General features: G+C 44.8%; 9 protein-coding genes and 1 riboswitch. Of the genes, 4 read left to right on the forward strand and 5 right to left on the reverse strand.

Going from position 1 to position 11,806, the window contains the following annotated elements:
- Window positions 1–367 precede the first annotated feature (367 nt).
- Both ACED25_RS15180 and ACED25_RS15185 read right to left on the reverse strand, forming a co-directional pair.
- Window positions 368–1,015, reverse strand: a complete 648-nt coding sequence (locus tag ACED25_RS15180; protein WP_371695588.1) for a hypothetical protein — start codon at window positions 1,013–1,015, stop codon at window positions 368–370.
- Between the two features lie 2 nt (window positions 1,016–1,017).
- On the reverse strand, window positions 1,018–1,506 hold the full coding sequence (locus ACED25_RS15185) for a hypothetical protein (protein ID WP_371695589.1): 489 nt from the start codon (window positions 1,504–1,506) through the stop codon (window positions 1,018–1,020).
- A 226-nt stretch (window positions 1,507–1,732) separates the two neighbouring features.
- Here ACED25_RS15185 and ACED25_RS15190 point away from each other — a divergent pair, with 226 nt between their 5' ends.
- Window positions 1,733–3,610 (forward strand): hypothetical protein, encoded by a 1,878-nt coding sequence (locus tag ACED25_RS15190; protein WP_371695590.1) that lies wholly within the window; start codon window positions 1,733–1,735, stop codon window positions 3,608–3,610.
- A 432-nt stretch (window positions 3,611–4,042) separates the two neighbouring features.
- On the opposite strand, the gene ACED25_RS15195 is transcribed toward ACED25_RS15190, so the two are convergent.
- Window positions 4,043–5,515, reverse strand: a complete 1,473-nt coding sequence (locus tag ACED25_RS15195) for a carboxypeptidase M32 (RefSeq protein WP_029225504.1) — start codon at window positions 5,513–5,515, stop codon at window positions 4,043–4,045.
- Window positions 5,516–5,813: 298 nt separating this feature from the next.
- On the opposite strand from ACED25_RS15195, the gene ACED25_RS15200 reads away from it, so the two are divergent.
- The gene (locus ACED25_RS15200; RefSeq protein ID WP_017101085.1) at window positions 5,814–6,449 is read left to right on the forward strand and encodes a LysE family translocator; all 636 of its coding nucleotides are present in this window, start codon (window positions 5,814–5,816) and stop codon (window positions 6,447–6,449) included.
- A gap of 108 nt (window positions 6,450–6,557) precedes the next feature.
- On the opposite strand, the gene ACED25_RS15205 is transcribed toward ACED25_RS15200, so the two are convergent.
- A complete protein-coding gene (locus tag ACED25_RS15205) occupies window positions 6,558–7,928 on the reverse strand; it encodes a sodium:alanine symporter family protein (RefSeq protein ID WP_017101086.1) in 1,371 nt (456 codons plus the stop codon).
- A 128-nt stretch (window positions 7,929–8,056) separates the two neighbouring features.
- Window positions 8,057–8,191: riboswitch (glycine riboswitch) on the reverse strand.
- A gap of 627 nt (window positions 8,192–8,818) precedes the next feature.
- On the opposite strand from ACED25_RS15205, the gene ACED25_RS15210 reads away from it, so the two are divergent.
- Entirely contained in the window at window positions 8,819–9,553 is a 735-nt protein-coding gene (locus tag ACED25_RS15210; RefSeq protein WP_017103097.1) for a chromosome segregation ATPase, read from the forward strand.
- A gap of 329 nt (window positions 9,554–9,882) precedes the next feature.
- The gene (locus tag ACED25_RS15215; protein WP_012603781.1) at window positions 9,883–10,071 is read left to right on the forward strand and encodes a hypothetical protein; all 189 of its coding nucleotides are present in this window, start codon (window positions 9,883–9,885) and stop codon (window positions 10,069–10,071) included.
- Between the two features lie 100 nt (window positions 10,072–10,171).
- Here the strand turns inward: ACED25_RS15215 and ACED25_RS15220 are convergent, their stop codons facing one another.
- Window positions 10,172–11,713: a sodium:alanine symporter family protein gene (locus ACED25_RS15220; RefSeq protein WP_009846571.1), complete on the reverse strand. Its 1,542-nt coding sequence runs from the start codon at window positions 11,711–11,713 to the stop codon at window positions 10,172–10,174.
- Window positions 11,714–11,806 lie beyond the last annotated feature (93 nt).

Raw genomic sequence — 11,806 nt, forward strand, 5'->3', positions numbered from 1 at the left:
GGTTCACACATTGAGCGGTGAACAGCGCTTCATACGACCTCACGTCGCACGCCCCTTCCTGTGTTAGAGCTTTTCTTATTCATAGTCTGTTAGCGTTGATTTGCCATATTCTTGCTAATGTAGGCTGAAAAGGTTAATCCCAAAGTCATTTTCCGTAGAAGTCTTTTAAGTCTTTGGGTTCTGTGTAAAACAAAATAGTCGTGCTTACCTTTGAACGGTGATATCTATCTGTGAATATCGATATGGCGCCCAAGGTACACTCATGGCGTCATGCAAAGGTCGCCGCTTCTCGCCTTTGATCAGGCAAAGAAGCGACATACGCCGTTGTCAGCCCTGAGCAAATAGCCCGGGGTAGCAGGTTGGGCTGCTAACATTTGGCAGCCCGGCGCTCCTCCTCATGATGCTGCTTGTGAACCTCTGGGTTTAGAAGTTCTATGTTATCCAGATCTAACGCCTTGTCCGGATCGTCTGCCCGCCGGATTGTGTGATGAGCCTGCGCGTCGGCGGACAGCGGTTCACCGGAACGCTCGCAATGCGTCACGCCGTCCCGTGCTATTTTCTGTTTTTTAAGTGTTCTCTGGCCTTTTCTGATCTTCACCTCATTGACGCTTCGATCTCTTTCGGACTCCTGGTTATCCCGCACTTTTTCCAGGCACTGGGAGCAGTATCGCAGGTGCTCTCTTTTTTGGGCGTCGTAAGGTTTTTCGATTCGGTCATCGATTTCTTTTCTCAGGGCCGGGGTGCGAATGTACCACTCGCCGCCGGACTTGAATTTGTCTTTGTCGCGCTGTTCTGCCGTGAACTTTCTTGCGCCGACATCGTCTGTTTTCAGTAAAATTTTAGTCCCTCTGGCGTTGATCCCCGTTTTACCATCCGGGGTTCTGACGGAGTGGTTTCCAACCGTTTCCTTGACCTTTTTACCGTCTGTCGGACTTAAGGCTGCAGGGGGCTCGGGGAGATTCAATTCCTCTGGATTAAGCGGGATCACCATGAGCTCTTTTTTATCTGTTGTCATGATTATTCCCCTTTTTCCAGTTCAGCGGTAGCCTGGTCGCCGGATATGACCTCTTCTGTTTCGAAGTCATCCATGGGAATGTTTGCTTGCTCTAAGAGAGCTTTTAAGTTTTCAAATGCCAGCCTTGTTTTCTCATCCTGGTAAAGATCGGCTCTTAAGATATGGATAATTTTGTTTCGCCAGCGTGTTGCTTTGGTGCGGCCTGAAGGGGTGTAGAAGAGATCCAGGAAACCCAACTGCTCAGTCCTGTTGTCGCCGTCAATTTCGGTAAGGCAGTAAATCACTCGGGCTCGTTCGCTGGTAAACATTTGCTCTTCGCGGATGTGGTTCTCGTTTACCCACCCAACGACTTGGAGGAGCTCCTCGTCCGTTTTGGCCTCTATGGAGATAAAGGGCGGGAGATGTGCGAGCAGAGCCGTTGTGATGACATTGTGCGAGCCCGCCTGTTTCAGTGCTTCAATGGTGTGTATTGACAGTAAGTCGGGTTTCATATGCTGTTTTCCTTTTTTGGTTTAGCCTGACTGAATGCGTCATGGGATTTACTTTACAGCGCCTAATGAGGAAGTAAATTACACCATGATGCGTTCATATTTACGCCAAATGGCCTTATCAGGGAGGCTAAAGCTAGATTTTAGTATTATGATTCCCTTTGGCGTTATTTTTACCAATTCTTTCTGTTAATATGCCTACCTGTTTTTTGTGTTAGGGGTGGTGAGTATGTCTGATAGCGAAGTAAACAGTCCGTTTGATCCTGATGTGGCTGCTGATTTTTTTTCACTTCTTCGTGATAAATGGGGTGTAGATCACAAAAAGATTTCCAAGTCCTATACAAACGCGCACCAATTCGCCTGGGAACAAGTGCTGATCCTGGTTATTTACAGTAGGCAGTTCTGTTATAACGAGAGTTTTAACCCGTTTGCTTATGACGCTCAGGGTCGGATGCTTCTGATTCAGTTGGCCTATGAACTTTGCACGCCGCGCAATCATGGGAAAAATCAGCCAGCTGGCTTCGCTCTGGTGCATTATGTGTTGAAACTACTTGATGACGGGGCAGGCATAGTTGAGGTCATTCAGGCTCTAAGTAAAGAAGATCAGGCGTCTCTGGTGTCGAATGAGGACACGAAGCAAGCGGACGAACAGGCTGCATCGGGGGAGTGTGTCGAAAAATCAGACTTTACTGCTCTGAAGCGTCAGCTGCTGTCTTGTATACAGTCACGGCATGTCACGTTTCAGCCTTATGGTTTAGGTGCGTTGGTTAATATACTGCCGTTTAAGCCGATGTATCGCCACGGGATGTTATATGCGGGCCTGGTAAGCCCTGTGGAGATGTTTCAGCCGCTGCTGGCCATTGAGGATATTTCCGAAGATGCCATCTTTTTCAGCAAATTCCTGCATGCATTAAACAGTTCTGTTTGCTCAAGGTTCACGATTTCTCATTCATTACATGATCCTGAAAAGCTAAAACGCCACCGTGAGATCACGGAGAGATGTAAGAAGGTTCGCACGCTTGAAGAGTTGAAATGTTTTTTGAGTGATTTTCCGGAAGTCATTGATCTCTCCTTTCAGTCCGATTTTAAGTCCATGCTGATGGAAGGATTGGCCCATGCGACAAACGGCGCCTTTGATATTGCCAGGCGCTGGGAGCCAGATCTGAAGGGAAAGTTTAGTCGGTCGGTATTTGCGAATGTTTGCGAAGAAGCAGGGAAATCTAATGGAAAGCTCTCTCTTGAGATAGATCTGATGAACTTGAAAACCATCCACGAAATTGGTTTTTTGGATGAGGTGGTGGATTCGCTTCGTGACAAACTCCTTGATAATCTCGGCTATGGAGTAAACAGGGGAAGGAACTGGCGGATAGCGATCCCTGCAGCCTCCTACGGCCTAGCGTTTGATGAGCTGAGTCTTTGGTATGAAGACATAAAGCGGGCCAAGGCAAGGTTATTTATCAAGCTTAGGGATGTACCCAGTTTAGTGGCGGCGGTGATCTATTCTGACTTTAAGTTCGAACAGGGGGCGTTTTGTTCGAATTTGTTCCTCAGTTCAGCTTTGTTGCCCGAAAAGTTGACTGCCAGCGAGGAAGCGATGTTTGTAACCTGCCTTATCCATTATTGCCTGTATAAGCCCTTGCCTTTCGAGATGTTTATTAACATGACACTCTTTGGTGATGAACTGAGCGGGCCGAAAATTTCTGCAGAAGACGATCTGAAGACCGCTCTTGAAAAAGTGAATGCTTATTTGGGTCAACAACAACAGATCAATTTCAAGGAGCGGTATTATTATTCCCCCGATAGCCTGTGGCCTAATAATACCTTGATGAAACAATGGCAGGATGTAAGTCGACTGAGCGCTGACGATGACAGCGGCATTCAAGGTGCCCAAGAGAGACTGAAAAAGACCCCTTCCTACCTTAAGCCAATAAGGCGAGATGGTAACCAAGGTGGCAAGGGAAGCCGAAGGATCCTTGATACTGAAGATTATATTTGTAAGCAACGCACAGCCGGAGCCAAGAGTCGGCACAAATACCCAATCGACATTGATTTCAGGCTCCCTTTGTGGGCGTCTGTGAAAGCTGAACCGGAAACAGCGGATCAATAAGATGCTGGTGTCAGCAGGCTGCTGCCGTGTAACCAGCTCGACGGCAGCCATTGAGCGAATTGTTGGACAAGAAATGACAGAAGAAAGAAGTTTTAATCTGATCGTGTAACTGTTGGTTAACCTCACATATTTGAAAAATGCTCCCAAGCTTCATCGTTTTAAGCTGAAGTAAAAAGCTACTCTTGTTGTGGCATAGTGAACTTGGCCACGAGGTTAGAGGTATTTTCAACGCCTCAGACAATCCGTGAAATACTAAGTTAGGAAAAATTGTAACTCGGAACTGTCCAATTCCGTGCTAGCAGAAGCCAGAATATTCCGTGATTGTTAAGTTCGATGAAGGGATAAAACCTTCAAATCAACCTAAGTATGTTTTGAAAATGTGATTAAAAAGGCTGAATCAATAAACTGATCAGCCTCTATCGATTTATTCCATTAAAGGTAGCGGCTTCTTAAATGATCTTTGAAGTATTGCGCATTCAAGGTTTCACCCGTTGCGCCTTTCACCAAATCATCGGTGCTCAGCAGGCTGCCCTTGCTCCAAATATTCGATTCTAACCAAGTGAAGATAGGTGATAGATCACCACTTTCAATCACAGAGTTCACATCCACCGTTTTCTTCATTGAAGCCATGAACTGAGCCGCGTACATCGCACCTAGTGTGTAAGAAGGGAAGTAACCGAATGCGCCGTCTGTCCAGTGGATGTCTTGCATACAGCCGTTAGTGAAGTTGCCTTGAGTGCTTAAACCAAGGTATGACTGCATCTTAGTGTTCCAAAGTTCAGGGACATCGGTGTGTTTGATTTTGCCGTTGATCAAGTCACGCTCAATCTCGTAGCGCAAGATAACGTGTGCAGGGTAGGTGAGCTCATCAGCATCCACACGGATGAAATCTTTCTTCACGCGAGTGTAGATCTTCTGGAAGTTCTCTTTTTCAAACTCTGAGCCAGAGAATTGCTGCCCCGCCAAGTTTGCTAAGTGTCCAATGAACGGGTCACTGCGGCCGACTTGCATCTCGAAGAACAGAGATTGAGATTCGTGGATACCCATAGAGCGCGCTTCGCCCGCCGGTTGGCCTGCTAGGTGTTTTGGTAAGCCTTGTTCGTAACGCGCGTGCCCTGTTTCATGCACTATACCCATTAAGCTTTGAACGAACTCCGCTTCGTCGTATCGGGTTGTGATACGCACGTCTGAAGGCACGCCGCCACAGAATGGGTGAACACTTTCATCCAATCGGCCGTGTTCAAAATCGAACTGAAGCAGCTTCATCACTTCTAAACCAAGCGCTTTCTGTTTCTCGGTCGAATAGATGCCAGATGGCGCATTAAATTGCTCGCTCGACTGCTTTTCGATCACTTCATCAATCAGGTTTGGCAGCCAAGTTTTAACGTCTGCAAACAAGGTATCAAGCGAAGCAGAGCTAGTACCCGGTTCATAGATATCCAGCATGGCATCATAAGGCGTTAGATTGGCTGCGTCTGCGCGAATCTGCGCTTCTTCACGAGATAGCTCAACCACTTCACGCCAGTTCTTTTCGAATCCAACCCAGTCGTTGTTACCACGTTGGCTGCGCCATGCATGTTCACATTTTGAACCTGCTAGAGATTTCGCTTCCACCAGTTTTTCTGGAAGTAGGTTAGCTTGTTGCCACTGGCGTTTAATTTCGCGCAGAGACGATTGTTGTTCGTTGTTCAGCGCTTCGTTTTCAGCGTCTGCAATCCAATCTCCAAGTTGTGGTTGCGTCATCAACCCGTGAATATGAACTGAAAGCTCGGCCATCGCTTCGCTACGTGCTTGGTTACCACCTGCAGGCATCATTGAAGCTTGGTCCCAACCACAAATCGAGGCTAGGTGTTGAAAGCGTGAACATTTTTGAGAGTGCTCGACTAGTTTTTTGAATGCGCTCATTTGACTACTCTTAATTTGGTTTCTGTAAATGATCCTTAGGACTGCGTCAGCGTTAAGGTTCATCTCTCATGTACTTTGATTAGGGCTCTACTTTTAAAAGACGCTGACCTTCGGAGTCGAAGATATAGCGAGAAAAGCATGAGGCGGTACGATGCCTTGAATTTACTATTTCTTAACAAATTAAACTGTTCTATTGTGCACAAAATCAGTGAGTTGTATAGCTGGTGGCAATTGTTGCTTGCGAATTGTTCAGATACACGGTATTGATGATAGATCGCTGAACAAGAATGACAATGATATGGATATTTTGAACTTTGAGGCATTTCTAATTGCCATCACTATTTTAACGCTAACGCCGGGTTTAGATACGGCATTGGTAATTCGCAACACGAGCCGTTCTGGCTTGGCTGACGGTTGTATGACGAGCTTTGGTATTTGTAGCGGCTTATATGTACACGCGTTTTTCTCTGCTGTGGGTATTTCTGCAATCCTCGCTCAATCAGCTGAACTTTTTCAAGCCGTTAAGATGGTGGGTGCGGTTTACCTGATCTGGCTTGGCTTAAGCAGTTTACGAGCTTTGATGAAAAACGGTGGCGGTTTGAAGGTGGGTGAACAAGCTCAGCAAGCATACAGTGCTAAGCGTTCTTTGCGTGAAGGCTTTTTATCTAATGTGCTGAACCCAAAAACGGCAGTTTTCTATTTGGCCTTTTTACCTCAGTTCGTCAACCCTGAAGGTTCGCCTTTATTGCAATCTATGTTGATGGCTTCGGTACACTTTATGATTGCGATGGTGTGGCAATGCGGTTTGGCAGGGGCACTTAACTCGGCTAAAAACTTGCTTAAGAATGCGAGCTTTATGAAGTGGATGGAAGGCGTGACGGGCATGGTGCTGGTGGGGCTGGGTGTGAAGCTTTTAATGGAAGAACCTAGCTAAGTCATAGTGACTTAGTTTATTGGAATCTAAATCACTGGCACATAGCCATTAGTTTTATAATAAAACGCCCGCACATTATTGCGGGCGTTTTTGATCGCTCAATTCTTATTATGCTTTAACTGCTTCGCAATCCTTTGAGGAAGTTAACGGTTTGAAGAATAGCTTGGTTTCTTCGATAACAACATGGCGCAGTAAGATAAGCCCAATTAGGTTCGGAATTGCCATTAGGCCGTTCACGATATCCGCCATTATCCAGATCATGTCGAGCTTTAAGAATGCACCAGAAGCAACCAAGGCGATGAAGATAATCTTGTAAGGCAATACTGCTTTGGTACCCAGCAAGAAAACAACACAGCGCTCACCGTAGTAGTTCCAACCTAAAATTGTTGTAAACGCAAAGAAGATTAAGCCAACAGAAACCAACATAGGGCCAAGGGTGTCTGCATTCAAACCAACAGCGAACGCGTGAGTGGTCATCGCAGCGCCAGAAAGGTCCGTCTGCCAAGCGCCTGTTAAGATAAGTGCCAGACCTGTCATCGTACAGATGATGATGGTATCGAAGAAGGTGCCTGTCATAGAGACAAGTCCTTGCTTCACACATGAGTCTGTTTTAGCCGCTGCTGCAGCCATTGGTGCGCTACCTAGGCCAGATTCGTTCGAGAACACGCCACGAGCGATACCTGATTGGATAGCAAGCATGATGCTCGCACCAAAGAAACCACCAGTTGCTGCTGTGTTGGTAAACGCAGAAGTCACAACAAGGGTAATGGCATTCAGTAGTTGGTCTGCATTTGAAATCAGAACGCTTAAACACGCGACGACGTACATCACCGCCATCGTAGGAACGACTTTCCCTGCTACTTTAGCGATAGATTGAATACCACCAAGGGTTACAACCGCCACTAGTATCGTGAGGACAACCGCTGACATTTCACGTGAAGCGCCAAATGAGATTTGAGTTGCGTCTAAGATAGCGTTTACTTGTGGGAAGGTACCGATACCGAAGCAAGCAACACCGAGCGCGAAGACAGCGAACATGACAGCTAAGATTCGAGAGCCCACACCGTATTGCAGGTAGTACATTGGGCCGCCAACCATTTCGCCATTGCTATCGGTTCTACGGTATTTAACAGCAAGTAGACATTCTGCGTATTTGGTCGCCATACCAAATACAGCGGCAAGCCACATCCAGAATAGGGCGCCAGGGCCACCAATCTTGATTGCGGTCGCTACGCCTACAATATTGCCTGTACCAATCGTTGCGGAAAGCGCTGTACACAAAGCGGCGAAGCTTGATACGTCACCCGTACCGGATTTGTCTTTGCTGAACACCATTTTTAGCGCGGTTGGGAGGTGTCTAAACTGGAGTAAGCCTAAGCGAAAAGTAAAATAGATACCTGTACCCACTAGCAGAATAAGTAGTGGTGGTCCCCAAACGAATTGGTTGATGGTTTGTAGTGTAGCTTGTAGGTGGTTCATAGATTCCCCTTAATAAATATAAAATTTAAGGAGAAGAGGGAAGGCAGTGCAGATCACAGGGATCGGGAGCACTACTTAATACATACGGATTTCTAGATAGAATTCTTTTGTTAATTAAGGCTGTTGCTTTCCACTCCTCTGTCCTTTTGCCTGAGAGTTTCACTTAGCGAATCACTTATAGATAAGTAACGGGCACTAAGCTTGCTCCTTCGGCGACCGCTTGCTACAAAAAAAGTAGTACGGTTCTCTCCAGAGGTTCCTCCAACGACAGTCCTCACTTTTCTGGATTTCTCCAGCATAAAGCACCTGAAAGATTTACTTCTTCGGCGGGTTTATCTAACTAAATGTTAATATTTAGTTAAAAACCACTCTCCTGCAGTCTTCATCGGAACAATTACCTAAATAATTAGGTAATCTGTAGGCGTATCCTAGATCATATAAAATGTGATGTCAGCTACAAAATATCTGTTTGCTCAAATGTTGTTCAACTAAATGATCAAACAACGAGTCTCTGACGTAACTTGCTTATTTAAATGGTATAAAATAGAGAAACAAGGAGGAGTTATGACTCGATTAATAGCGATTGTTTTTTTATTGGCTTTGGCATTTGTGCTGTTTCGTTACCGGACAAACGAAAAACTGCAAAAATGGGTAGTGATAGTTATCGTTAGCAGCTTCCTTTTGTATACTGCCAGCCTGATGATTTCGGAGTTAACTCGTTAAGTCTGTCTGTAAGCAGATAGGATAAACGTGTTAGCAAAGCTCAAGTGCTTCTGGCTTGGGCAATAGGTTTAACTGAGCTTAAAGTATCAGTATCAGTATCAGTATCAGTATCAGTATCAGTATCAGTGACCGTGTAACGTTAAACAAATTTTTGGGAGTACCCGCTAGTGAACCAGCAATCTGGACAAGGCGAACAAGATGAAGTGGTTGTTATTGAGGAACGCGATAAACGTAGTCAGCTCTATATCGGCATTGCTGCGGTTATCGGTTTGGCGTTAGGCGGCTTAATCGGATCTACAGTCACGGCTTCGAAGTGGGAATCCACTTATCAGGTACTAGAAACTCGTTATCAAGAACTGCGTGATAGTAAAACTCAGTTGGTGACATCAGTTGAAGAGAAAGTGGCAAAAGTTGATACCGAAATTGATGCGAAAGTAGAAGCTGCTCTAGTGAAACAGGCAGAAGAGCATCAAAAAGAACTCCAAGATTTAGCGAAACAATCTGCAGTTTTAGAGAAAGCAAACTACTCGTTAGAGCAGCAGTTAAACGAACAGAAGCAAACGTTAGAACAAACTCAACAAAATAATCAAAAGTTGAGCCGTCAAGCTGATATGCAGTCGACCCTTTTTGAACGTTCGCGTGAGCTTTTCCGCAAAGAATTACAGATATCTCAAGAGCTTGAAAAACTCGAGAAAGAAAGAGATGACATCGAACAGAATCTTGGTTCTTTGAAGAAAGCGTGTGATGTTTTCTTAGATGGTACGTCATGGGATACAAAATCTGACGCCTGTGAGAAACAGGATAATGCCAATTCCCGCTTAAGTGACATCAGACAAATGATTGAAGTTCACACCATGGATATCAAGCAGATCAAGACTCTCACTGAAGAGATGGGTCTATAAGCTGAGCGCTTAATATAGCCATATCACGACTACTTGCAGTAAGAATTTGAACGCCCACATCGCACACGTGATGTGGGCGTTTTGCGTTCTCACCCCCTAAATGGCTAAGATGCGCTTTACATTGTTATTTCTGAAATTAGTGATTAGATACGTAAAATTGATCTTGATATGTGCTTTGTTGGGTAGTTGGTGACTTTGCACGCATATTTACACGCCAGAAAATTAGCATAATTGTTATGTTCTAGGATGAATATGTGGTTTGTTGCCACTCGGTGATTAGACTATCTCAAAGGACAAAGGACAAAGGACAAAGGACAAAGGACAAAGCGATGCCTGAATATTTGTGCGAGACTTGTACCGTAGCTTATTGCTTTGATGATTGTAATTCGGCATTGGCGCAACGAGAAATGATTGAAGTAGAAGAAGTCTTGGATCGTAAACAAGTAAGCCAAGATCCTGAACGGCGGCTTAAACAAGAAAATTCAGACATAAAAAATCCCTACAAGCACAGCCTGTAGGGATTTTGTACGTTGCAATACTGTTCTCGCTTTCTCAAGCAAAGGGTCTTACAAAAATTTTTAGAACAGTGTTATTCGACAATAAATTATTGACGAGTCACTATTTTTCGTAAGTTTTGATTTCGCCAGATTTAACTCGAGCAACAAATGATTGCAGTTCTTTCTTCACAACAGGCATTAGGAAGTACAGGCCTAGAATGTTGAAGATAGACATCGCAAAGATAGCTGCGTCAGAGAAGTCGATTACCGCGCCAAACTGAATCGTCGCACCGATAACAACAAACACACAAAACATCACTTTAAAAATCAGTTCCGTTGTTTTGCCTTCACCAAATAGGTAAGTCCACGCTTTAAGACCGTAGTACGACCAAGAGATCATGGTAGAAAACGCGAACATGATTACCGCTAGAGCGAGTGTGTATTTGAACACTTCTGCCGTTTCAGTAAACGATGCAGCAGTAAGCGTTACACCCGTTAAGCCAGAACCATCGAATGGACCTGTATTTAGACCAGCGATAGTGATAACCAAGGCTGTCATTGTACAAATGATGACTGTATCAACGAACGGTTCTAATAGTGATACTAGACCTTCAGTGATTGGCTCTTTTGTTTTAACCGCTGAGTGAGCGATAGCTGCTGAACCTACACCTGCTTCGTTTGAGAACGTTGCACGTTTTAGACCTTGGATTAAGGCACCAATGAATCCACCAACCACACCTTCGCCAGTAAACGCACCTGTAAAGATTGCACTGAACGCAGGACCCACTTGATCAAGATTAGAACCGATAACAATCAGAGCCATACCGATATACAGAGCAGCCATCCAAGGAACAACTTTTTCCGTTACCGATGCGATAGAAGGCATACCACCAACAATCACAGAGAAAACTAAAGCGGCGAGTACAAGGCCTGTGATGACACCGTATTCACTTGGTACATCGAATGCGTAAGTTAACATGGCATGTGCTTGGTTAGCTTGGAACATGTTACCGCCGCCCAATGCGCCTAAAATACACATTAATGCAAAACCAATAGCAAGGGCTTTACCTAGTCCACCCAACCCTCTTTCACCAAGACCTTGGCTTAGGTAGTACATGGGACCACCGGAAACGACACCTGAAGGTAGGATAGTTCGGTATTTCACACCTAAGGTACACTCACAGAACTTAGACGCCATACCCAGAAGACCACACAAGATCATCCAGAATGTTGCACCAGGACCACCAATTGCGAGTGCAGCACCCACACCGGCAATATTACCAAGCCCAACAGTTCCAGAAAGCGCGGTTGTTAACGCTTGAAAGTGAGAAACTTCCCCTTCGTGTTTGGAGTTAGGGTCTGTGTACTTACCTTTAATAATGTCTATGGCCATCCCGACACGTTTAAATTGAACAAAGCCAAAGTAAACAGTAAAGATGATCGCAGCGAGCAGTAACCAGCCAACAATAATTGGGAAGTTTGCTTCACCTACCGGTACGCTTTTAAATATCAGTCCAACGAACCAACCTGTATATTCGTTGAAAAAACCATCAACACTTTGACTTAAGTTACTGATAGCTTGATTAAATGATCCTTCTTCTGCAAATGCACTGGAACTAAATAATAATATAAACCCAAAAAATAATTCACGTATGTTTTTCATGGTTTTCCCTGTCTTTTTATTAAATTATGTTTGTTGCTGTTGTGTTTTTTCTATTTGATTTTTTACATTTCAGCGACTTATTTATTGCAATTC

Origin of the sequence: Vibrio sp. 1F263, assembly GCF_041439035.1 — a bacterium.
GTDB classification, from domain to species: Bacteria; Pseudomonadota; Gammaproteobacteria; order Enterobacterales; family Vibrionaceae; genus Vibrio; species Vibrio tasmaniensis_A.

Excerpts from the sequence above, each read along its gene's own strand:
- ACED25_RS15180 (WP_371695588.1), bottom strand. The coding sequence starts at position 1,015 with ATGACAACAGATAAAAAAGAGCTCATGGTGATCCCGCTTAATCCAGAG.
- ACED25_RS15185 (WP_371695589.1), bottom strand. The coding sequence starts at position 1,506 with ATGAAACCCGACTTACTGTCAATACACACCATTGAAGCACTGAAACAG.
- ACED25_RS15190 (WP_371695590.1), top strand. The coding sequence starts at position 1,733 with ATGTCTGATAGCGAAGTAAACAGTCCGTTTGATCCTGATGTGGCTGCT.
- ACED25_RS15195 (WP_029225504.1), bottom strand. The coding sequence starts at position 5,515 with ATGAGCGCATTCAAAAAACTAGTCGAGCACTCTCAAAAATGTTCACGC.
- ACED25_RS15200 (WP_017101085.1), top strand. The coding sequence starts at position 5,814 with ATGGATATTTTGAACTTTGAGGCATTTCTAATTGCCATCACTATTTTA.
- ACED25_RS15205 (WP_017101086.1), bottom strand. The coding sequence starts at position 7,928 with ATGAACCACCTACAAGCTACACTACAAACCATCAACCAATTCGTTTGG.
- ACED25_RS15215 (WP_012603781.1), top strand. The coding sequence starts at position 9,883 with ATGCCTGAATATTTGTGCGAGACTTGTACCGTAGCTTATTGCTTTGAT.
- ACED25_RS15220 (WP_009846571.1), bottom strand. The coding sequence starts at position 11,713 with ATGAAAAACATACGTGAATTATTTTTTGGGTTTATATTATTATTTAGT.